Source organism: Mesobacillus jeotgali (assembly GCF_900166585.1).
In the GTDB taxonomy this organism is placed as follows: Bacteria; Bacillota; Bacilli; order Bacillales; family Cytobacillaceae; genus Mesobacillus; species Mesobacillus jeotgali_A.
Genome location: NZ_FVZC01000008.1, coordinates 92,644 through 115,804, shown reverse-complemented (window position 1 = coordinate 115,804; position 23,161 = coordinate 92,644). Strand labels below are relative to the sequence as shown.

The window sequence follows — 23,161 nt, the reverse complement described above, 5'->3', positions numbered from 1 at the left end:
AAAACCTCACCAATGAGAGAGACCTTCAGGCTTCCCTAAAGATCTCTCTTCATCAACTTATTTCAATTTTACAGAAAGCTCGCCATCTGCAGGGATAGTTACGTCTTCACTGTAAAGCTTCAATGCAAGTTCTGGTCCTTGCTGTGACAGGACGACGTTTTCCTGGTTCACTTCTACCTTGATGTAGTGGTCGCGGTAGATGATGTTGAAGCTGTATTGATCCCAGGCTTTCGGGATGAAAGGCGCGAATGATAACGTGCCTTCTGCTGTGCGCATGCCTGCGAAGCCCTGGACGATGGCCAGCCATGCACCGGTCATGCTTGTGATGTGCAGGCCGTCTTCTGTATCGTTGTTGTAGTTGTCAAGGTCGAGGCGCGCCGTGCGGTTGTACATTTCGTACGCCTTTTCTTCCATGCCAAGCTCTGCAGCGAGTACTGCGTGTATGCTTGGTGACAGTGAAGATTCATGGACCGTCATCGGCTCATAGAATTCAAAGTTGCGGCGTTTCTCTTCTTCTGTGAACTCGTGGTTGAAGAAGTATAGGCCCTGAAGCACGTCCGCTTGTTTGATGAAGCAGCTGCGCAGGATTTTATCCCATGACCAGTTCTGGTTAATTGGGCGATCTTCTGCTGAAAGCTCATCGACCGTCATTAAATCTTTATCAAGGAATGTATCGTGCTGAACAAAGACACCTTTTTCTTCATCATAAGGGAAGTACATTCTTTCAATGATATCCTGCCATTTTGCAAGTTCTTCAGCAGAGAACTCAAGGCCTGCAAGGCGTGCCTCATGGCCATTCTGCTTAAGGAAATCGATGACTTCAAGCGTGTATTTCAGTGTCCATACAGCGATACGGTTCGTGTACCAGTTGTTGTTAACATTGTTTTCGTATTCATTCGGACCCGTTACGCCATGCATCATGTAAACATTCTTGGACTTATTGAAATGGACGCGGTCCGCCCAGAAACGGGAAATACCGGCGAGCACATCAATGCCGTATTCGTGGAGATAATCTTTGTCTCCAGTGTAATTCACGTAGTTATAAATTGCATAGGCGATCGCGCCGTTACGGTGAATCTCCTCGAAAGTGATCTCCCACTCATTGTGGCACTCCACGCCTGTAAAAGTAACCATTGGGTAAAGTGCACCATTCAGCCCCTGCTGCTTCGCGTTATGGTAAGCGCCGTCAAGCTGGTTGTGGCGATAGACCAGCAGGTTGCGTGCAACCTCTGACTCTGCAGTAGAAAGATAGAGCGGAATTGCGTAAGCTTCTGTATCCCAGTAAGTGGCACCGCCATATTTTTCACCTGTGAAACCTTTAGGCCCGATGTTCAAACGGGAGTCTTCACCGTAATAAGTAGAGAACAACTGGAACAGGTTAAAACGGATTCCCTGCTGGGCAGAGTCATCACCGGCAATTTCGATATCAGCGATTTCCCAGCGGCTCAGCCAGCCATTTTTGTGCTCTACTAATAGTTTTTCAAAACCTTTTTCAACCGAACGATCAAGCACTTCACGACCTCTTGAAACCAATTCGCCTGCTTCATAGTCACGGTCGGTGGTAACAGCGACATATTTATATAGGGTTACAGTTTGTCCCTGTTCAGCTTTCACTTCAATGACATTTTCTACGTATTCTGCTTTTTCCTTCACTTCAACCTTAGACACATCGCCGTTGACAACCGTTTGCATAGTTGTCGCTACCTGGAAAGTCGGCGTGCCGAAAGGATTATCTTTTGTCTTCATCACAAGGCTGCCGCGGTAATCTGCAGCTTCCCTGCTGATTTCATACCAGAAATCCTCATCATAATTGGAGTCTTCATTACGGACGTCTCCATCAAGATAAGGAACGAAGGTAACGTTTCCATTATAGTTCTTGGCAGTAACAGAGTAACGAATAGCGGCCAGTTCCTTGTCAGCTACTGACAGGAATCGCACTGCTTCTACTTCTGTTTCCTTGCCGTTTTGGACGACCGTGAATCTGCGTGTCAAGACACCATGCTGCATATCAAGCTCACGGTAGTAATCGCTTACTTCTGCGTTGTGAAGATCTAATTCCTCATCGTCAATATATACTTTGATTCCGATGAAGTTCGTGGAGTTGATGACTTTGCCAAAATAATGTGGATAGCCATTTTTCCACCAGCCTACACGTGTTTTGTCCGGGAACCAGACACCAGCAATATAAGATCCGCGATGGAAGTCTCCTGAATATGTTTCTTCAAAATTCCCGCGCATCCCCATATGGCCATTACCGAGGCTCATGATACTTTCAGCCAGGCGGAAATCCTCTTTATGCAAGTCCGTTTCGACGATCTTCCAGCTATTAATTCCAAATAATCTTTTCATAGCTTTATCTCCCTTTTAGAAGTTGTACAAACGTTTGCACTATTATATCATGATTTTCCGCAAAAATGACTAAAACAAAGGTGATATTTTTGTGTCATGCTTAACTTATTATTATTTTACTATCACAATTCCAGGTGAAATGGCATAACTTTATGCATTTAAAATTTTTATAGTCAATATGTAATAAACTTTCACCAAATTTATATAATCTGAAAGAACTGCTTAAAGGAGGGGAACATATGGGCATTCGCTTTTTAAAAGTAGCTGTTGTTTATTTTGTCATTGCCATTATTTTAGGGATTATCATGGGGATACAACACGATTTTAAACTCAGTTCAGTGCATGCACACTTGAATTTGCTAGGATGGGTTTCAATGGCCCTTTTCGGAACGATCTATTATCTTTTTCCTGCAGCCGGTAACAGCAGGCTAGCCAGCACTCACTTCTGGCTTCATAACATCGGTATTCCAGTCATGCAAGGCGGTATCAGCTTGTCAATTCTAACAAAAAACGAGGTTTTCACATCATTTGCAATAGTTGGTTCACTTGTAGTCGTTCTGGGAGGAATTCTTTTTCTTATCAATGTTTTTAAAAATGTAAAGTCTTAATGCAGTGCATTATTTAATTCTGGTATAAGATAATGTCAAAAAAAGTTCGCCTCCACAAAAGGCGAACTTTTTTCTATGCCAGCTCTTTCTGCTTCGTCTCTGTACCCCAGAAAAAAACAGCGGCGGCACCGATCAGAATGGATATACAGAAAATCGTGAAGATCGTGGTAATCGATAAGTTTTGCGCTAACAGATATGGTACCATCAGCGGTCCGACTATTCCGCCGACGCGGCCAAAGGATGCGGCCATTCCTGCTCCTGAACCGCGGATGGTTGTTGGATATTGTTCAGGTGTGTAGGCGTACAACGCTCCCCATGCACCAAGATTGAAGAATGACAGCAGGATCCCTGCTGTAATCAGCAGTGCCAGCGAATCTGCCGTGCCAAAGAAGTAGGCACTCAGGGCAGTTCCAATTAAATAGACTACAAGGACGAACTTTCTTCCTGCTTTTTCGATCAGCCAGGCTGCTGTAAAATACCCCGGAAGCTGGGCCAGTGTCATGATCAATACATACTGGAAGCTCTTAATCAAGGTAAAGCCTTTCATGACCATTACACTCGGCAGCCATAGGAACATGCCATAGTAGGAAAAAACGACACTGAACCAGAGAATCCACAGCATTGCTGTTTTCTTGACATGTTCCCTCGACCAGACCTCAGCAATGCTCTCCTTCATTGTAAGCCGCTCTTTCTTGGCCACTGCCAGAAATCTTGGTGAATCAGGCAGATTGATACGAAGATACAGTGCATACAACGCCGGTAGTGCACTAAGAATCAAAGCCATTTGCCAGCCAAATTTCGGAATGACGAAATACGAAATTAACGCTGCGATCAGCCAGCCTGCTGCCCAGAAGCTTTCAAGCAGGACGACGACACGACCGCGTTTTTCAGCTGGTACACTTTCTGAAACTAGTGTAGATGCCACCGGCAATTCTCCGCCAAGTCCCATACCGATAAAGAACCTTAGCAGTAAGAAGAATGAAAGCGTAGTGGCCATTGCGGATATTCCGCTGCCAACAGAGAAAAGTATTAAAGTGATAATGAAGACATTTTTGCGGCCGATTCGGTCTGCCAGCAATCCAAACACAAATGCACCGACAGCCATGCCAATGGAATTCACACTGCCAATCCATCCCATTTCCTTACCTGTAAGTCCCCAGTCTACCTGAAGTGCTGCAATGATAAAGGACAATATTCCTACATCCATCGCATCGAACATCCAGCCTAATCCAGCAATCCCGAGCAGTTTTTTTTCTGATATCTCCTCTGACTTTTTCATAAAACCCTCCTGCGACAATCCCGCGATACAATTAGTTTCCCTAAAATTGTTTGTTTTAACATATTAATATTTATTGCTTCTCTATATTACCACTTGTCTTTACACTAGTCATGCCGAAAGTTTACAGAGATGGTGATAGTAAATAATTTCTAAGAATAAGCGAACATTATAGATACATCCATAAAAAGGCGGAGTGTATCATGAGGAAAAACAGGCGCGTTAAAAAAAATTCTATACCCTTTCTTCTGCTGGCTGTGATTCACACTTTGCTTTTTTTTATTTTCGCAAAAAGAAGCCAGCAGAAGAATATATGGATACTCCTGCTTTCCAATATTGGAATGGCATTTCTATTTGAATATCCGGTCCTTAATTTGTTCAAAGGCTATTCATATAAACCATACATTCTAAAAAAACGGGCGCATGATCAGATTCTTGGCGCTATTTTTTCCCAGGCGTTATATGTTCCTATTACCGCTACCCTTTTGACCATTTATCGAAAGAACAGTTACTGGAAGCTTGGATGCACGCTCATTTATTATGTAATAGAGCGCTATTTTCATCACTTAAAAATCTATAAAGCTCATTGGTGGAGACCCAGCTACACTGTGTTCTTCATGAATATCTATTTTTTTATCAGCGATTGGTTTTACAAAGGGCTGAATGCGAGAAAAGAATGGGTTCTTGTCATTGCCCAATACCTGTCAACTCAAGTTATCGAGGTTACACTTCTATATATTTCAGCCGTTGGCAGACAGGTCCGGTTTGGACGGGGAAAATATCATTCATGGCGTGAGCATTTTATCATTGCTCCCCTCTACAGTTTAATCCGGGCTATATTCCTGTTAATGAACTCTTCAAAAAGCGGAATACTGTACAGATTGATAATGTTCATCAGCTCAATCGGTATGGATCTGATTCTCGAACAAACCGGTCTTCTGAAATTGCGATTGAACAAATTCTGGAATATCACTTTCCATGCAGTCATGGTTTTTACTGCAAGATTTTTATTTTTGAAAATCAGAAAAAAGCAAGAACCCCCTCTGCAGAGTAAAGGGGGTATCATGAATTAATTCAGTTTTCCAAGAATTACTGTCACCTTGAACAGGTCGCCATCGACCTCAATATCAAGCGTGCCATCGTGCAGGTCGATAATCGATTTAGCGATCGCCAGACCAAGACCGGACCCTTCTGTGTGACGGGACTGATCACCCCGCTTGAAGCGCTCAAATAGCTCTTCCAGATCGTCGCCCAATTCGTATTTCGTAATATTTTTAAAGGTAAGCACAGCCTGGTTATGGTCTTCTTTTACGGAAATATAAATCCTCGTATTCTCCAATGCATACTTCAGGATATTTCCGATGAGATTATCGAATACCCTCCAGAGCTTTTGCCCATCAACAAAGGCATAAACCGGATGTTCCGGCTGTGATACCCGCAGTTGAAGGGACGACTGGTTCAGCGCCTCATTATGTTCGGCCAGTGCCTGATGCAGCAGCTGGTTAAGGTCGACCTTCTCCTTATTCAATTCGATATTGCCGCTGGCCATTTTCGTTGCCTCGAATAGGTCATCGATCAAAACCTTCAACCGCTTTGATTTTCGGTCAAGAATTTCAATGTAGGAGTCCCTGTCCTCCGGAGCAAGATCAGGTGTTTTTAAAAGCTCTGTATACGTAATGATGGATGTCAGCGGAGTCCTCAAGTCATGGCTCACATTAGTAATCAGCTCCGTCTTTAGGCGCTCACTTTTTGCCTGTTCTTTGTGAGAGACTTTCACGGTATTCCTAAGTGCGTTGACGTTTTCCGCATGTCTCGCAAACACCGATTTCCCTTTTACAGGAATGTCAGCAGCCAGATTTCCTTTGACCAGTTCTTCGGTATTCTTGATGATTTTATTAAGGTAGCCTGCTTTTCTCATCAAAAAAATCAAGATTGGCAAAGCAGCTACTGTAAAAGCCATAAGGACAACCACTAAGGTTCCTTGTTCTACAAGTGCCGCCACAAAGAGCATTCCCAGCATAAAGACAATGCCAAGCAGGATGATCAACTGGAAGCCGATGCTTTTGAAAATAAATGCATCCCGCAACGCATGATAGCTTTTCACTAAAAGACTATCATTCAACTCTTCCTTCAGCCTCGGCCAATCCTTCCGATAATCTGACAGGAACTCCAGCTGGATCAAGCCAAATGCCAGCAATGCAGCTGCAGCGACAAGGCTGATGATCATCTCAAGAAGTGAAGCCAATATATTTGAGTGGTAATAGACAAATTGTTCACTGACGAGCGTCATGAACAGCAACAGGAAAAGACCAGTTACTAAAAGCAATACCGCTCTTATATCAAGCGGAATCCTACGATAGATGGGTTTCAGCTGTTCGAATGAGCTAAACACCGTGGCTGGTTTCCGTTTTGCCAGGAAAGAGCTCGCAATCAATGCAGCGATACTTGCTAAAAGGTAACCGATAAAGAGCTTTTGCCCTTTCTGATAGTCCTTGTAATTCATGATGGCGCTATGCTTCTCAGAAGCATGCCTGGATAACCCAATTTTGCCGGTCATATCCCGGTCTTTTTGGTTCTCCAGGATCCCTTCAACTACTTCATTATAGGGAAGGAAGTTCTCATTATAACCAGTGAACATGTAGCTTTTCTCCAAACCCGCGTAATCCAGCACATAATACATGTCTTTTTTGTTTAGGAAGTCGGACGCTGATTCTTCATTTTTTGATAGACTAAGATTTGTAATGACTTCTCCTGTTGAGTTGTCCTTCAGGTAATATTTATATGCCTGCCCAAGATAATTGAATTCACGGCTGTATTCTTCCAGGTCCCGAAAAAATTCATCTACCTTCTTCTCTTTTTCTTTCACGATTTTAGAACGGACATATTCATCGCTGTTGAAATTTTCAGTGATGTCCGCGATCTTTCCATCTCTTTCCTTCGTAAGAACATTCTCAGCGGCCTTGTTTCCTGAATCGATTGCCGCCTGTATCTGATCTTCATATTGCATTCCGATATTGGAAATCTGGTCACCGAGATTGCCATACCTCATACGATGTTCTTCAATTTCCTCATCTGAAACGGTGATTTGCTTTTTCATTTCTTCTTTTGGCATTTTATAAAGTTCATACATATTCAGCATGGCAATAAACTGATTCATTTGCGAGTTATATTCATCCGATTCAAAATAATTACCCTGCATATACCGGCTGCCATTTGTAAGGAGCGAAAACAGGCCGCTTAGTCCAAATGCAAGCAAAAGCACCCAAATTATAAACAAATACTTACTTTTCGATTTTATATCCAATCCCCCACACCACCTTCAAAAATCTTGGATTCTTCGGATCAATCTCTATTTTTTCGCGAATTTTGCGGATATGAACCGCTACTGTGTTTTCGGCATTGTAGCTCGGTTCCTTCCATACACGCTCATAAATATCATTTATGGAGAACACTCTGCCGGCGTTTGTCATCAGCAGCTCGAGGATCTTGTACTCGATTGGCGTCAATTTTACCGGTTCGCCATGGGCAGTGACCTCCTTTGAAGATTGGTCCAGTGTCAGGCCATTCAGGTCAATAATCTTTGCCTTCCCTTCATATGTACCGAGCATGACATATCTCCTGAGCTGTGATTTCACTCTCGCAATCAATTCGAGCGGATTGAAAGGCTTTGTCACATAGTCATCAGCACCGACCTGAAGCCCGAGGATTTTGTCCGTATCCTCTGCTTTAGCGCTCAAAATAATGATTGGGATATTCTTATCCTCCCGAATTCGGAAGGTCGTCGTAATCCCGTCCTGCCGAGGCATCATCACATCGAGCAGGATTAAATGAACAGGCTGCTCATTCAGCTTCTCGATTGCCTCGATTCCATCCGCAGCCTTGATTACCTTGATCCCTTCATTCTTCAAATAAATCTCAATAGCATCACGTATTTCTTTTTCATCATCAACAACGAGCACATTGTATTGTTCCACGTATGAACCCCCTTCCCTTACAGGCAAGCTTTGATATCCTCTATTCTAGGCAGTGAACCTTAATATTCACTGACGATAAATCTTAAGTTTTTCTTAATATTGGAAAAAGCAGTGTGTGAATCTATTATATATTTTTATGGAGGCTGAGAGGAAAGGTAATTTTTTGGCTGGAATGGTAGTATGGAAGAAATGGATGAGGCGGTGTGTTGACGAATGAAGATTTCAGATTTCGTAAGTTTCCTGGAACCGGTGATTTTAAAACGCGGACACAAGCTTTTCAAAGAGGGGGCAGTGAAGGATTTACGCCATGCAGAGGTTAATAGAGTACTGGCCACTGTCAGCGGTTCACAATCCTATATCGTGGAGATTTTTCTCGAAGGTAATGATGGAATCAAGCAAGCGAGCTGCAGTTGTCCCTATGACTGGAGTGAAACATGCAAGCATCAGGCGGCCGTTTTCTTTGTGTTAAGGGATGGACAGCCAGAGGAAAACCTCGCTCCTGAAGAACCTGGTGAAGACTTAAGGCATTTGCTCATGCAGGAATCAAAGGAGGACTTGGTGTCAATCATTCTTCAATTTACCAATAACAATGAGGAAATTGAGAGGCAGCTGCTGCTGAGGTACGCCTCCCCGGAAGAAGAAATCACAACGGCAAAAGCTCTGATCAGGGATTATATTAAAGGGGCTAAAAGCAGCGGATTCATTCATTGGAGACAGATGACTGAAGCAATGCAGGGAGCCTATATGGTGCTTGATAATGCTGAAGAGAAACTCGAACGCGGCAGCTATGTTCAGGCTGTGAATCTCGCAATTGAAGTTATGCCGCCTGTTGTTGCGATGACCCAGTACGCAGACGACTCCGGAGGTGAAATCAACTTTGTTACCCGGAAGACGATAAAAGTGATCAAGAGTGCAGTTGAAAGAGGATTGAATGAGCTTAGACCTGAAGAGCAAAAGGAAATTTTCAAAGTAGTGCTGAAGGAAGCAAAGAACAAGCGGTATGACGGGTGGGATGAATGGCGTTTTGACCTGCTTGACGCGATTCTTCCATTTGGCAAAGACCATAAACTAAAAACAACATTGGAAAAAGAACTGGATAAGCTTTTAAAGAATGCGCCTCAGGATGAGAGCTGGAAGCATACAGCGGAAAGCATTAAAGAGCTGCAATTGAAGCTGCTTGAGGTTTCTGATACCAAAGAAAGTATTGTAGAAGCATTCATTAAGGAAAATCTGCAGTACAGTAAGTTCCGAGAAACAGCAATCGAGCGAGCCATGGACAGCCAGGATTATAAAAAGGCTGAGCAACTTTGTTTTGATGGCGAACAACAGGACACGTCTTACGCTGGCCTGATCCATAGGTGGAAGGATTATCGCTATCAGGTTTATGAAAAGATGGGTGACATGGATCGCCAGAGAAGCCTGGCTTATGAATTGGTCACTAAATATAATGAATATAAGGACTATGAAAGGTTAAAGAAACTGTATAGCGCGGAGGATTGGCAAGGTGTTTTCGAGAAGTTGCTTACGGAATTAGGAAAGGGCCATAGCCGGGGCTTATATTTAACGATTATCACAGAGGAAGAATTGGTAGATCACATTTTGGAATATGTTAAAGTGAACCCCTCCAGTATCGTTGAATTATATCCCTACCTTATCGAAAACCATCTGTCAGAAGTCAACAGCCTATTTATAAAAATGATCATGAGCGATGCCGAACATGCTTCCGATCGGAATAAATATAAAGCAGTCTGTAAGGACATCAAAAAATATAAAAAAGTTTGCGGCGAAACAAACAGCCGCAAACTGATTGGGGAGCTCAAAAGCAAATATCCAAGGCGTCCGGCGTTTTTGGATGAACTGCATAAAATAAATTAACAGGTTGGGGCCATCATGAAATTGATCAGCGAAGAAATCCCGTTTTTTCTGGAAGACACACCACCTGCAGAATTCAAGTTGACTGGAACAGGCCAGGTCGGGCAGATAGCGACGTTGAAATACAGACAAAAAATAAATGGTGCTGGATACTGCCCAGCACCATAATTTTTAGAAAACGATTTTGATAGAATCCATTTCCTCTCCTGAATCCAATACAGGACGGACCTCTATGAAATCTGTTGCCGGTACAACTGGAAGAGTGATTCGTCTTTTCTCAATCACTCTTCCATTTTTAATTTTCTTTTCCAATTTTGAATCTGATGTCCCGCCAGTTATGTGCTTACCCTTATCATCAAAAAGCCCCCCGAGCATCATTCTTTGGTCTTCTTCAGGATAACTCAGTGTATAGTCAATGGCTGTCGAAGATTTCCCGGTGATCAACTTTTCGAATGTGATTTTATAATCACCAAGCTCACTTGCCTGTCCAAGCGCAACTGTTTCGAATGGAAGCTGTTTAATAGGAACATCAAAATTCCATTTCCCCTGTTCGTCCTTCCAGTTGTCATTGACTTCGCCAATTCCAATGATATTGAATGGCAAAGTTGTTTCTGCTGGCAATTCCGCTCTTGGATAGCTTAACTGGATATGGCCCATGTAGCCGTCCTCAGTCGGCACCAGTTTGACCAATTCCATTGTTTCTTCTATATTCGAGTCCCGGTCAAAGATTTCATAGAATGCATAAATCTCGTCCTCTTCCCCCTTCACGTTTCCTTTCACATCAAAACTGACGCCGATCATCGCCCCGTCATAGTAGGCCTCCGTTACGGTAACATCTATACCAGCAAATGCTGCCTTTTCGTTCAATTCTGTAATCAATTGCTGAGAAGCGAGATTTTCCGCTACTTTGTCATTTTCATACAGCTTTGACAGCAAAGGAATATCCGCCATCACTTTTCCAACCGATGGGATCATAACGCTCGACGAAATGAAAAGGACTGCAGCAGCTCCGACTGCCATTCCAAGACCTCTAAATTGTGAATTTTTCTTTGCCTTCATGGAGTTTCCTTTCCTTACCCCATCCTGGATTGCTTTCAGGACCTCCTCCTGGGGTACCTCTATCTGATTCATACGTTCATGAAACATTTTCTTTTCCATCCGGTACACCTCCCAATCTAGTTTTCAGTTCCTTTCGCCCTCGTTGCAGATAGGTTTTTACGGTATTCTCAGGAATGTCCATCGTTCTGGCAATCTCACTCAACGGCATGTCATGATAGTAAAACAGGATAATTGCGGACCGATACTGCTCTTTTAGCATAGACACCGCCTCTATTAAGTCCAGGCTCTCCGCAACCTGATGTTCGCTGCTCACGGGCAGCTCAATCAATTTCTCGACTGGCATTTCTTTTTTCCTTTTTCTCAAAACATCGTACGTGCAATGAATCAAAATCCTCGTCAGCCAGGTTAAAAAGTATTCTTCCTTCTTTAGCTGGCCTATTGCAAGGAACGCTTTACAAGAGGTTTCCTGGACAATATCAAGGGCGTCCTCCCTATTCCCCACATATAAAAAAGCGGTACGGTATAGTCGCTCACTATGTAACATCAACAGCTCTTCAAAAGCACCGGCATTTCCCTTGATTGCTTTTTTCACAAGCTTCTCTTCTTTCATTTGCTGACCTCCTTTCACTCTTTAGAGCACAATCAGGGTTAAAAAAGTTTCAAAGATTATTTTATATTTTTCGAGTACTATAGGATTCATTTTAAACTGTGATACCTGCTGGTGAAAACTAGAGGAAGAATATTTTTCCAGTAAAGAGAAGGAATTTGCGACCAACAACCAGAATTAAGAAGCTATCAGATGGGTCATTTTCCACCGCTTATAATCCTAGGTCCATTGACTTTGTTCTCAATACCCTTCTGAAAAAACATTATTAGGAGCCTGGTCATGCATCCAAATCCAATCCAAAACGTTGCCCAAATTGGCATTCCTGTTAGAAATATTGAAAGAGCCACTGATTTTTACAAGGAAAAATTAGGACTTACCCTATTATTCAATACGGATACTATGGCATTTTTCGACTGTGAGGGAGTAAGGCTCATGTTAAGCCTTCCGGAAAATGAGCGATTCGCCCATCCCAGCTCTGTGATTTACTTTAAAGTGGAAGATTTGACGGCAAAATACGAAGAGCTTCTGTCAAATGACGTGAATTTCGTTGGAGAGCCGCATGTTGTTGCTAAAATCAGCCATACAGAGACATGGATGGTGTTCTTTAAGGATACGGAAGATAATACTCATGCATTTATGTCAGAGGTTACTTTTTAAAAAATAAAAAGGATACTGCCATCAAAAGCAGTATCCTTTTACTGAATAGCCTTCAATTCATTCTTCTTCAAGAATAGCTCGATTTGATGGGCGGCCATCATCCCTGCAGTGCTGTTCAGGTGAATGCCATCCGTCAGCAGCAAGTATCCATTCCTGACCGATATACGATCAAGGCTGTATCCGTATACGAAATGCTCAATGACCGCTTTCTCGTACAGTTTCTTGCTGTTTTTCAATGACCGGCCCCTCGTTTGACCTTTGCTCTTTAAATAAGCTTTTAACTTTTCGTTAAATGGCAAATATGAGACATTATTTATTTCCGCGATTTTTTGGATGACCTCATTATACTGATCGATTTCCTTATTCGCTTTTGAAAAGAGATTTTCACCAGCTACCGGCAGCGACAGCAGCCCGATTTTTGCATGTGTTTCTGCTTTCAGCCTGGATACTATTAAAGCGAGGTTCTTTTCGTACACCAGCAATGACGGCTTCTCTAATTGCTCTGCAAGATTTATGTTTTTCCTGGCGAAATCAGGGGCTATTTTAGCGATGGCATCGTTCAGGCCGACCAGGATCACCACGTAATCCGGCTGGCAGGAAATCACACCGTTTAGGCGCTGCAAAACATCATAAGCCGTACTCCCATTCACGCCTGCATTGATGAATTGATAGTTATGGCAGCTCCGCCTCCTGGCAGCGTCATCAACAAAATTGTAGCTGATGTTACCATGGACCGCATCGCCGCCAATTACAGCAACAAGTTTTTTTCCTTCATGGCGAAGGCCTTTTTCCAGAAAAGCCTGTGGATTATTGGAAGGCAGCTGTTTCACCTTGCTCTTCCGCTGATAAAATAGTATTAAATCTACAGCCACTGTCAATAAAAACACTAAAATCCCGACAAATAGATATTCCATGTATAACCCCTCTCCATCTATTATTAATTAAATATTCTGAATATATTCTGTAATATTCGACAGACTCTGGAAAATCCCCTTTATAATTGCTGCTTACTTGTACTGTTTTACTTTAATTTCATTATAGCGTTTTATGATATGCAACTGACAAATAAATAGCACAAAAATTTGCACAAATCAAAAAATTACTTTGCAACTATATTTATAATTAGGATAAAATTAGGTGGTAGAGTTTGGGAGAGGGGAAATTTTGCCTATGCTGAAAGCTAGGGTATATGATTTTACATTATTTTTTGCTGCTATTGCCGTTGCTTTTGGTCTAGGTGTTTTTACGTTAGATAAAAACACATTTTTCATAGCCTTATTTATATACTGGTTATTCTCGACTCTTTACAATCACTTGAGGATTACAGCACAAAACGGGGCTTTGAAATTCGACTATGGAATTAGCTATAGCTTATCATTTGGGATATTCGCTGGCCCTATTGGACTTTTTATTTTTGAGACGATCTTTCGTTTCACAGTTTATTTTTCAAGGAAAAGTTCCAAAACAGCTGATGAAGATGAATTTTGGGATACATTTTACAATATAGGCGCACATGCATTAATCTACTCCATTGGCTATTTGCTTTTCCAATGGGGCTATCCGCTGTTCGAGAATATTCCATTTGGATTCTGGATCCTGATGTGCATCCTGACAGTGATTACGACATTGATTTCATATACTTTTCTATCGACAGCCTTTTATATCATGGGAGAAATCAAAAGCATCCAGCAGGCAGTTAAGTTTTTCCGGGACAGCAATAACTGGCTTGATCTTGGGAAAACAGCGTTCACGAATGGATTGCTGCTGCTTTTGCTGGAGGAACAGAAATGGGAGATGGTTGTAGGGCTTTTCATCCTCAATTACCTTGTGAGCCGATCCTTCCACTCTAAATCACAAAGCATCAAAACCAAGATCGAACGGGACAAGTTCGAACACATGGCCTATACAGACTTCCTGACTCGCATTCCCAACCGAGCGTTCATGGACAAAAAAATGTCAGAGTTGAACCAGTCTGGTGAGACAATCGGTATCGTCGTTGCGGATATTGATAAATTCAAGCTGATCAATGACTCCTATAATCATGCTGTGGGTGACCGCGTAATTCAGCATTTTGCCAACACTCTTAAATCTTATTTATCAGTTAACGATTACGTCTTCCGCAGCGGCGGGGAAGAATTCACCATTATCCTAAGGAACAGATCTCTCAGCCAAACGGTCGAGCTCGTCGAAAAAATTCGTCATGGAGTCGAAACAAGCTCCGTGGAAGTCGACTATCAATCAGGCAGGCATAAAGTCACGATCACCTCATCCTTTGGACTGTACTACTTTAAATTAAATCAATATACTTCCATGGAAAAGGGCTATATCTACGCAGACCAGCTACTGCTGCAATCGAAGGAACACGGCAAAAATAAAGTCACCTTCAAGAACGAACTTTCCCAGGACACCCCGGTCAGTGTCTTGTAAAAAGACAGAGAACTCATATCTCTGTCTTTTTTTATTTTTGCTTGCAGACCAGACGCATACTATTTGGAACGATTTACGGCTTTACAAAGAACCTGTATTAATAAAGGGCTTTTGACAGCTTTCATGCATTACATCTCAATCCTGTCTTAATAACGGGGTTTTTTTGACAGCTTTCCTGTATTGCACCTCAAGCTTGTCTTAATAACGGGGTTTTTTTGACAGCTTTCATTCATTGCATCTCAATCCTGTCTGAATCTGCACGATAGATTACATCCTAGCTAAAAATGCATAAATAAATCTGCGGATGCTGCTTCGTTCAATAACCATTTAATCGGTACCTGTTCGGCCGGATGGATGAACTCAAAATCATCATTTACATCTAAATCAACTACATACAGCTGGGCACCCATTTCCACAGCGATTTCAAGAAGATCGTGGACAGAAGACACTCCAAAGTCATTCAATGCGTTTGACAAATATTCCAGGTCCTCAGATGGGACTGATACATACCGTTTATCCAGGATATTCACTCCTTTGCGGGAAAAAGCAAGAATGACATCTGCTCCAGATGAAGCAGCTCCAACTGCAACGTTCAAAGGAGGATAGGCAGACTCCAATTCATCATGCAAAGCCATAACTACTACCTTCTTTTTTTCCATAGTCCTTCACCTCCATCAGTAACTTAACACTGCATCCGCCTGGTAGGCGGTCTCTAAAAATGTTGCAACCCCTGAAAGTGCAGCTCCTTCAACAAGCTCGAGTCCATGGGCGATCAGTACGTTCATCTGACAGCCAAAAAACTTGACCCCCATATCCATCGCCTGCTGCATAAGTCTTTGCAAATCAATATTGTGAGTTCTCTCCATCATTTTTAAATAACGTTTATCCAGGACCCTCGCACCATCCAAATCAAAGAAAATCGCAACCTCATTTTCCTCCTCTGCGTTTTGCAGGGCTTTTTTCAAGACAAAAGGAACATTAGAACTCAAGGAAACGAAGTATACAAACTTCTTTTTAGCCATCGGCCTGACCTTCCTTCTATCCGTTTTTTGCTTCAACAAGTTATTTTGCCCAGTCAATGGGTTACTATCATTATATACCCATAATGGTATTTAAGAAAGGCATAAAAAAGACAGCAGCCTCCTATCCAATAAGATGCTGCTGTCTCATTCTTCATTATTTCACCCATTTATGAAGCAGGGGTCCTGTTTCCCCATACACCGGATCAGTTTCCGGGATGGGCACATTTTTGATTTGGGCAATTGCCTGTGCCCTGGTGCCAGGGTCTGCTGTTTGCAAATCAGGACTCCTGCCGTTTGGATAGGCGCCAACGACGGCAAAATCCTGGCTGCTGTCGATTTTCTTATGACCTGTTCCGGCCGGCAGTACAATTACATCACCAGCTTTAAGCTCTAGCCGTTCTCCGCTGTCCCCGCCGATTTGTACGGTTGCGCTCCCTGATTTAACACCAAGTACTTCATGGGTATTCGTATGATAGTGGTGGTAATCGTAAATGTCACCTGTCCATGTACCTGTCCAATTATGCTGCTCGAATTGTTCATCCAGGCTAAGATTATCGTCAAAAACACCCTGATAGACGATGACCGGCAATATTGGATTGTTAGGAATATCACCGGTATCTTTTGCAAAAAACGATTGTATTTGTGTTCCCATTGTGGAATCTGTTCCTTTCTTTTAAGTTTGTTAGGCTCTTTTCTCAAACTTTGTTGCTATTCACTACAAAATAGGATGGAATTATCTGGGTTCCTTCACAAAAATAACGCTTGCCAACTTAGTACAGACCTGCAAAATGACTTTTATCACGTTAAAATCGGCTTTAGGATTTCAACAAAAATCTTTACGAAACAGCGGTTTGTTAAAAGTGAAGTGCCACCCACAATGATGGCATCGGCAAAGCAGACCTATGTTTATCTCTACCTAAAATTCTCTGGTGTTAAACGTATCTCCCTGCTCAAGGTTTCCGGCTTTATAGCCTTTTTTAAACCAGCTCTTTCTTTGCTCCGATGTACCGTGTGTGAAGCTTTCAGGAACGACATAACCCTGGGAGCGTTTCTGAATAGTATCATCTCCGACTGCACTAGCAGCATTCATAGCTTCCTCAAGGTCTCCTTCTTCAACTACTCCCATCCCCTGAGCATGATGCGCCCATACACCTGCCAAATAATCGGCTTGAAGCTCAAAACGGACTTGATATTTATTGAATTCCGTCTGGTCCAGCTTACCGCGGAGTGAATTCAATTTATCGCTTGTTCCCAGCAATGTCTGTACGTGGTGACCCACCTCATGTGCAACCACATAAGCCATCGCAAAATCACCAGGAGCCTGGAACTTAGTCTGCAGTTCCTCGTAAAAACTCAAATCAATATAAAGCTTCTGGTCACCAGGACAGTAAAACGGTCCTACCTGTGACCCAGCCATTCCGCATGCTGACTGGACACTGCCTGAATACAAAACAAGGGTCGGTTCTTGATACTCCATCCCTTGTTCAGCAAAAACCTTTGACCACACTTCCTCTGTATCGGCAAGTACGACCGAAACAAATTGGGCAGCCTCTTCTTCCTCGGCTGTCTGCTCATACGGTGCAGGAGACTGGTTCCCGCCATTGGTCATATTATTAACAACATCCCCCATATCGCCTCCGCCAAGGAATGTCATGATCACCAATAGAATAATACCGCCAAGGCCTCCGCCCATGAGCATGCCTCCGCCGCCCATTCCTCTTCTATCTTCCACATTTGTGCTCGCTCTTCTGCCTTTCCATTGCATGTTGAAGGTTCCTCCCTGCTTTATAATAAACACTGATTGGACATACTTAATGATTTTCTTAGTGTTATACCCGCTATGACGCGATTTAATTGCCTTTCAACTAATCTTTTTGCAGTAGTTATATTTTCCAGCAGACTAAAGGCATGTAAATCATTTCAAAAAACCAGAAGTTTTTTCTCTCTTCTTGTCGTATCGGTCAAAAAAAGCAGAAGCACCATAATAGTGTTCTGCTTACTTCTTCATTCATTGCCTAGGAAATATGTGTGTTTATCGCTTCTGTAACATCATACAAGGCAAGATTGATATCAACTTCATTACCTGAGGCAAGTTTTGCAAGCTGGGCACCGAGATATGGCCCTACTGTCAGGCCAGAGGATCCGAGTCCGTTAGCAAGTAACAGATTCTCAAAGCCTGGCACAGGTCCAATAATCGGCAGGAAATTCGGTGCAACAGGACGGAAGCCAACCTTCGTTTCAATATAAGTTCCATTTGCCATTCCAGGCGCTACCGCCAGGCCTTTATCCATGATTTCATGCATACTGCCCAGTGTCGGCCGCCGGTCAAATTCCATATCGTCTTCATGTGTGGCGCCAATTACCACTTTTCCACCTTCAAATGCCACGATATACTGGTTATTTGGCGGCATCACAACAGGCCAATCTCCCGTGTCCAAGTTTTCCAGCTGCAAATGGATGATCTGCGCTTTTTGCGGAGAAATCTTGAGTTCCAATCCAAGCGGCTCCAACAGCCCAGGCGCCCATGCACCAGCTGTTAAAATTACCATATCAGCTTCATATCTAGTTTCTCCTACAATCGCCCCTGTTACCTTGCCATTGGAAAAATCAAGAACGGCATTCCCTTCTGCCAAACTGGCACCATATTTTTGGGCAGCTTTTAACAGTGCAAGACGGAGAAGCCGTCCATTAACCCGTGCTGCTCCACTTACATAGACAGATGAAAATTCCTCGGATAGCGGAGGGAACAACACTCTTGTATCCTTTGAATCAAGCTGATGGATTTCGCCTATTTCAGGAGCTTCTTCCCTTCTTTGTATCGCTCTTTCTTCCATCTTGACCAATTTTTCTGAAACAGTATGGAGACTGATAGCACCTGTCCTTTGAAAACCTGTCTCACGTTCACCATCTTTTTCAAGCTGGTCAATCAGCGAGTCATAATATGCGGCACCATTTTTCGCCAGGTAATACCAGGCTTTATTCCGTCTCTGGCTCAGCCAGGGACAAATGATCCCCGCAGCAGCATCCGTTGCCTGCCCAGGTTCTCCACGGTCGATAATGGTGACCCGCTCCCCCGCTTTGGCCAGATGATAAGCAGTCGATGCTCCCAGGATCCCTGCCCCTATGATTAAATGTTTTTTCATATCTACACCTTTTTCCGTAAAAGAATTCTGTAATCCCATTCTACAGAAATTCTACGATACACTCAAAGCAGCACACAATTACCTTGGCTATTTTGCCTTCATACGAAAACTATATAAAAAAACAAACTTTACCGCTTATTCACTTCGAACCTTTCCTTGAAGGATATTTCTTCTCCCATAACAGAAAAAACTCTATGATCATTGGCATTCACCGTAACTTTTACCTCATGGATACCAGATTCAAGCTCTCCAAGATTATAATAGTTTCCATACAATCTGTTGATCTTTTTCCCATCTAAATAGATGTGTGCATGGCCTTCATTATAATTAATCTCCTCTTTACCGGCCTTTTCAGGAGTGAAGGTAAAGTTAGTTGTTTTGATTTTAAGAAGCCAGGACCCTGATGAGTCCTCCATTACTTCTCCGTCTATCGAAGGGGCTGCTGTCCCATTAGGTACAGCAATTATTCCATGGTGATGTTCTTCTTCATCATCAGCAGCCTGAAAGTGGCCATTTTGGATATGAAAATAAATCATTACTGATACAAATGAAAAGATGATGATAAAACTGGTGATCCTATACATGTTTTCACTCCAATTATGCTTCTTTACTGATAGTAGAGACTGACGCTTTTCCCCTGATCAGCTTCCCTGTGATTACCAACAAAAGTCCTAATCCAAGGAATGCCAGGTCATACATTATTGCATTTGGATCCCCCGGCTTTACTCGATGGATTTGGACGATATGGTGATTCACAATCCCTTCAACCAGATTAAAAACTCCGGCACCAATTAAAAAATTGGCAATAAGCTTGCTAATGCCCTTTGAAACCTCAGTTGGCCTTCCTGCAAGCCAAAGCAAGATTCCGCCAGCGACCAAAGCAACAGTGACTCCAAAATGGAATATTCCATCGCTGACAATCTGGCCAGGCCGCGTCGTCTCCATCACGACACTATGCCATTGAAGCAACTGGTGAAATATGATTCCATCCATCGACCCCATAAACCCAAAACCAAGAATAAAACTGCCAATGCCAAGAAATTTTGCTTTCGTTTTCGGACTCATCGAATACCCTCTCCTCTATTTTCAAGCTTTTGAATTATATATCCCAAAATATCAAATCCTAACCTTTTAGAATCCTTTACAGTAGAAAATAGTTTCTTCTTACGACATTGAATTTTCGCTATATTATCAAGGTTTCTGATATAATTTTCTTTATCGTTAAGAGATATAGTTGAAATAATGGAGTGAATACTTAAATGAACACAAAAAAGGCTCTGCCTATTTTATTTTTAGTCATGTTCCTTGTTATGGTCGGATTTGGGATCATCATTCCGGTCATTCCTTTTTACGCTGAAGAAATCGGGGCATCACCGACAGAACTTGGGCTGTTGATGGCTGTTTACTCTCTGATGCAGTTTTTATTTGCGCCAATGTGGGGGCGGATTTCAGACAGAATCGGCAGGAAGCCGGTCATTATGATAGGCATTCTTGGACTGTCTCTTTCCTTTTTCCTGATGGCTATCTCTACACAGCTCTGGATGCTGTTTGCTGCAAGGATCATTGGCGGATTTTTATCTTCTGCCAATATGCCGACAGTCATGGCCTATGTAGCGGATATCACATCTGAAGAAGACCGAGCAAAAGGGATGGGAATCATCGGCGCCTCGGTTGGGCTCGGCTTCATTTTTGGGCCTGCAATCGGGGGTGTATTTTCCCAATCAAGCTTGAGCATGCCGTTTTACATTGCTGGTGCGACATCGCTAATTACGTTTTTATTCGTCACTTTTGCCTTAAAAGAGTCGCTTTCGGCCGAACATCGCACTAGTCAGGAAAGGGAGAGAACTTCATTATTAAAGGCCTTCACTGGAACCCTGTCCATGCTGTTTTTGCTTCAGCTTTTCGTTTCCCTTTCTTTATCGGGCCTTGAAGCAACATTTGCGTATTTCGCTGCGGAGAAAGCTGGACTCGGCTCTGTTGAATTGGGCTATATTTTCATGATAATGGGACTTGCGGGTGCCGTCGTACAAGGCGGATTAGTCGGGAGGCTGACGAAGATGCTTGGCGAGGGTGCCGTCATCCAGCTGGGTATTGTCATTTCAGCCATAGGTTTTGGATTGATTCTCCTGACCGAGAGTTTCGGAACTGCAGCCCTATTCCTGACCATCTTCGGAATTGGCAATGGATTGATCCGTCCAAGTGTATCCTCCCTGCTGACAAAAAAGTCGACAACTGGTCACGGGGGAACCACCGGACTGCTTTCTTCCTTTGACTCCCTTGGCAGAATCATCGGGCCCCCGTTAGGCGGATGGCTGTTCTCGATTGCCATCGGGATGCCTTATATCTCCGGGATTGTTTTATCATTAGTTGCCCTGATTTTATACCAAATTTATCAAGCACGAACAAAAACTTCCCACTCGGTAAACCAATAAGGACAAACAGGAGGATGGCATATTTGCCATCCTCCTCATATTTATAGTTCACTTTTTAATTGATTAAGGGGAGTTTTAATTCAACTAATGTCCCTTTACTTAACTTACTATGATAAGAAATCATACCATTGTGCTGTTTAATAATTTTATGGCAAATCATCAAGCCGAGACCCGTTCCTTTCTCCTTCAATGTATAAAATGGCTCACCTAAGCGCGGAAGCAATTCTTCTGGGATTCCGCAGCCCTCATCTTGAATTGAAATAACACATTCACCATCTATGCCTTTTCGCAATTTTATATCGATATTTCCACCCTTGGGCATGGCCTCCATTGCGTTTTTAAAAATATTGAGGAACACTTGCTTAATCTGATTTTGCTCACATGTTATGAAGAAATCTGCCCCCAGATAACTCCGGCTGAATTGTATATTTTTCATATTTGCCTGCGGGGATAGGAAATCGACTGTATGATCGATCAAATCACATAAGTTGGCCCGGTTAAGCTGGATGGCCTGAGGTTTTCCTAAAGAAAGCATTTCACTGGTTATTGTTTCGATCCTTTCTAGTTCGCTTAGAAGCAAGTTGTTAATTTCATTCGAATGATCTTCTTTTCCATATAGCTGGAGAAACCCTTTTATTGTAGTAAGAGGATTCCTTATTTCATGCGCGACCCCAGCTGCAAGTTCCCCTACAATCGATAGCTTTTCGGATTGTAAAAGAATCTCCTCCGCTTTTTTGCGCTCAGAAATATCCCGGCTTATTATAACAATATGCTCAATCACCCGCTCATCACTCATTACCGGCATACAGCGGGATTCAAAATCAATCCATTTACCACTTATATGCTGGAAACGAAACTCTACTGGCAGTGATTCTTTATTTTTCATGATCTTTGTGATTGTTTCCCTGAAATTCACAACGTCATCTGGATGAATTAATTTACATATTTCTGTTTTTTCAAGCTCTGGAACCTTGTATCCCAACACCACCTCATGAGAGGGAGAAAAATAACTTATGGCATGTTCTTTATCCATTACCATGATGAGATCAGATGTATTCTCAGCTATGAGGCGGTACTTTGACTCACTTTCCTCCAGTGTCTGTTCCATCCTCTTTCGTTCGTGAATAATTCTATGCAGCTTTTCATATGATTCGATAATAATTCCACCAATGAGTACGCCTATTGAAACAAACAATAAGTATTGAAGGTGAAAAACTGGATTGTCTCTAATTACGTTTAAAATGATCGGTACAGTAATAATATAAGTGACTATGTAAGAACACAGTAGAATCATAACTCTTTTCACTGGTTTTAAATGCATAGTAAGATTGTGAATTACCACCAAAATGATCATCACCACTACCCAGCCAACAATTGCAGGAAACCAGTTCTCAGATACTATCAACCTTGACATCAATGCAAGGCTGCTGGAAATTATGCCTGCACCTGGTCCCAGGTAAGCGAAGACCAAGATGATTATGGCATACCGGATATCATATGAGTAACCTTCATCCTGGAAAGATAAGCTAACAAGCACACAGGAAACAGCCCCCGCGTATAATCCTGCCCACACCCATAGTTGCTTGAGCGGCTTATGATTGAGATAAGAGCGAATGACTAAAGGAGTACTGACCATTAAGGAAAGCATTGAGAGATTAATTATATAATCTATTAAAATCAACTGGCTCCCACCTATTTATTTCCGAATTTATTAATTATCATAAACCAGAGAATA

22 protein-coding genes are annotated in these 23,161 nt (G+C 42.5%); 7 read left to right on the top strand and 15 right to left on the bottom strand.

The features are described 5' to 3' along the window. Window positions 1-57 precede the first annotated feature (57 nt). Window positions 58-2,349, bottom strand: coding sequence for a glycoside hydrolase family 65 protein (locus B5X77_RS05880; RefSeq protein WP_079506108.1), 2,292 nt, complete (start codon window positions 2,347-2,349; stop codon window positions 58-60). A 239-nt stretch (window positions 2,350-2,588) separates the two neighbouring features. Between B5X77_RS05880 and B5X77_RS05875 the strand changes: the two genes are divergently transcribed. Continuing rightward, the gene (locus tag B5X77_RS05875; protein ID WP_079506106.1) at window positions 2,589-2,957 is read left to right on the top strand and encodes a cbb3-type cytochrome c oxidase subunit I; all 369 of its coding nucleotides are present in this window, start codon (window positions 2,589-2,591) and stop codon (window positions 2,955-2,957) included. A gap of 73 nt (window positions 2,958-3,030) precedes the next feature. Here the strand turns inward: B5X77_RS05875 and B5X77_RS05870 are convergent, their stop codons facing one another. Continuing rightward, window positions 3,031-4,236 (bottom strand): MFS transporter, encoded by a 1,206-nt coding sequence (locus tag B5X77_RS05870; RefSeq protein ID WP_079506104.1) that lies wholly within the window; start codon window positions 4,234-4,236, stop codon window positions 3,031-3,033. A gap of 200 nt (window positions 4,237-4,436) precedes the next feature. On the opposite strand from B5X77_RS05870, the gene B5X77_RS05865 reads away from it, so the two are divergent. Further along, window positions 4,437-5,306, top strand: coding sequence for a hypothetical protein (locus B5X77_RS05865; protein WP_079506102.1), 870 nt, complete (start codon window positions 4,437-4,439; stop codon window positions 5,304-5,306). On the opposite strand, the gene B5X77_RS05860 is transcribed toward B5X77_RS05865, so the two are convergent. Together B5X77_RS05860 and B5X77_RS05855 are read right to left on the bottom strand one after the other, a co-directional pair. Continuing rightward, entirely contained in the window at window positions 5,303-7,537 is a 2,235-nt protein-coding gene (locus B5X77_RS05860) for a sensor histidine kinase (RefSeq protein WP_079506100.1), read from the bottom strand. The two genes, B5X77_RS05865 and B5X77_RS05860, sit on opposite strands and share 4 nt — an antisense overlap. After that, entirely contained in the window at window positions 7,515-8,207 is a 693-nt protein-coding gene (locus tag B5X77_RS05855) for a response regulator transcription factor (protein WP_079506098.1), read from the bottom strand. The genes B5X77_RS05860 and B5X77_RS05855 overlap by 23 nt, the downstream gene beginning before the upstream one ends. Window positions 8,208-8,420: 213 nt before the next feature. Between B5X77_RS05855 and B5X77_RS05850 the strand changes: the two genes are divergently transcribed. Both B5X77_RS05850 and B5X77_RS23235 read left to right on the top strand, forming a co-directional pair. After that, window positions 8,421-10,082 (top strand): SWIM zinc finger family protein, encoded by a 1,662-nt coding sequence (locus B5X77_RS05850; RefSeq protein WP_079506096.1) that lies wholly within the window; start codon window positions 8,421-8,423, stop codon window positions 10,080-10,082. Window positions 10,083-10,097: 15 nt separating this feature from the next. Next, entirely contained in the window at window positions 10,098-10,247 is a 150-nt protein-coding gene (locus B5X77_RS23235; RefSeq protein ID WP_176167249.1) for a hypothetical protein, read from the top strand. A gap of 3 nt (window positions 10,248-10,250) precedes the next feature. Here B5X77_RS23235 and B5X77_RS05845 read toward each other — a convergent pair whose 3' ends face one another. Both B5X77_RS05845 and B5X77_RS05840 read right to left on the bottom strand, forming a co-directional pair. Beyond that, entirely contained in the window at window positions 10,251-11,237 is a 987-nt protein-coding gene (locus B5X77_RS05845; protein WP_079506094.1) for a DUF4179 domain-containing protein, read from the bottom strand. Then, window positions 11,215-11,748, bottom strand: coding sequence for a sigma-70 family RNA polymerase sigma factor (locus tag B5X77_RS05840; RefSeq protein WP_079506092.1), 534 nt, complete (start codon window positions 11,746-11,748; stop codon window positions 11,215-11,217). Before B5X77_RS05840 ends, B5X77_RS05845 begins: the two co-directional genes overlap by 23 nt. A gap of 276 nt (window positions 11,749-12,024) precedes the next feature. Here B5X77_RS05840 and B5X77_RS05835 point away from each other — a divergent pair, with 276 nt between their 5' ends. Beyond that, window positions 12,025-12,402 carry a VOC family protein gene (locus tag B5X77_RS05835; RefSeq protein WP_079506090.1) on the top strand — a complete coding sequence of 126 codons (378 nt, stop codon included), beginning with the start codon at window positions 12,025-12,027 and terminating at the stop codon, window positions 12,400-12,402. 38 nt (window positions 12,403-12,440) lie between these two features. On the opposite strand, the gene B5X77_RS05830 is transcribed toward B5X77_RS05835, so the two are convergent. Beyond that, window positions 12,441-13,316: an SGNH/GDSL hydrolase family protein gene (locus B5X77_RS05830; protein ID WP_079506088.1), complete on the bottom strand. Its 876-nt coding sequence runs from the start codon at window positions 13,314-13,316 to the stop codon at window positions 12,441-12,443. Window positions 13,317-13,572: 256 nt separating this feature from the next. On the opposite strand from B5X77_RS05830, the gene B5X77_RS05825 reads away from it, so the two are divergent. Next, window positions 13,573-14,829: a GGDEF domain-containing protein gene (locus tag B5X77_RS05825; protein ID WP_079506086.1), complete on the top strand. Its 1,257-nt coding sequence runs from the start codon at window positions 13,573-13,575 to the stop codon at window positions 14,827-14,829. Between the two features lie 278 nt (window positions 14,830-15,107). Here the strand turns inward: B5X77_RS05825 and B5X77_RS05820 are convergent, their stop codons facing one another. From B5X77_RS05820 to B5X77_RS05790, 7 genes are all read right to left on the bottom strand, one after another. Beyond that, window positions 15,108-15,488, bottom strand: a complete 381-nt coding sequence (locus B5X77_RS05820; protein WP_079506084.1) for a peroxiredoxin family protein — start codon at window positions 15,486-15,488, stop codon at window positions 15,108-15,110. Between the two features lie 15 nt (window positions 15,489-15,503). Then, window positions 15,504-15,851 carry a DsrE/DsrF/DrsH-like family protein gene (locus B5X77_RS05815; protein ID WP_079506082.1) on the bottom strand — a complete coding sequence of 116 codons (348 nt, stop codon included), beginning with the start codon at window positions 15,849-15,851 and terminating at the stop codon, window positions 15,504-15,506. A 154-nt stretch (window positions 15,852-16,005) separates the two neighbouring features. Next, complete coding sequence (locus B5X77_RS05810; RefSeq protein WP_079506080.1) at window positions 16,006-16,503, bottom strand: cupin domain-containing protein; 498 nt, start codon at window positions 16,501-16,503, stop codon at window positions 16,006-16,008. A gap of 264 nt (window positions 16,504-16,767) precedes the next feature. Then, window positions 16,768-17,616, bottom strand: a complete 849-nt coding sequence (gene ypfJ, locus B5X77_RS05805; RefSeq protein ID WP_079506078.1) for a KPN_02809 family neutral zinc metallopeptidase — start codon at window positions 17,614-17,616, stop codon at window positions 16,768-16,770. A 250-nt stretch (window positions 17,617-17,866) separates the two neighbouring features. Beyond that, window positions 17,867-18,994, bottom strand: coding sequence for an NAD(P)/FAD-dependent oxidoreductase (locus B5X77_RS05800; RefSeq protein ID WP_079506076.1), 1,128 nt, complete (start codon window positions 18,992-18,994; stop codon window positions 17,867-17,869). A gap of 128 nt (window positions 18,995-19,122) precedes the next feature. Continuing rightward, a complete protein-coding gene (locus B5X77_RS05795; RefSeq protein ID WP_079506074.1) occupies window positions 19,123-19,578 on the bottom strand; it encodes a hypothetical protein in 456 nt (151 codons plus the stop codon). 13 nt (window positions 19,579-19,591) lie between these two features. Then, complete coding sequence (locus B5X77_RS05790) at window positions 19,592-20,059, bottom strand: DUF2243 domain-containing protein (protein WP_079506072.1); 468 nt, start codon at window positions 20,057-20,059, stop codon at window positions 19,592-19,594. 194 nt (window positions 20,060-20,253) lie between these two features. On the opposite strand from B5X77_RS05790, the gene B5X77_RS05785 reads away from it, so the two are divergent. Next, window positions 20,254-21,426 (top strand): MFS transporter, encoded by a 1,173-nt coding sequence (locus B5X77_RS05785; protein WP_079506070.1) that lies wholly within the window; start codon window positions 20,254-20,256, stop codon window positions 21,424-21,426. Between the two features lie 55 nt (window positions 21,427-21,481). Here B5X77_RS05785 and B5X77_RS05780 read toward each other — a convergent pair whose 3' ends face one another. Beyond that, window positions 21,482-23,107 (bottom strand): ATP-binding protein, encoded by a 1,626-nt coding sequence (locus B5X77_RS05780; protein WP_079506069.1) that lies wholly within the window; start codon window positions 23,105-23,107, stop codon window positions 21,482-21,484. Between the last annotated feature and the right edge of the window lie 54 nt (window positions 23,108-23,161).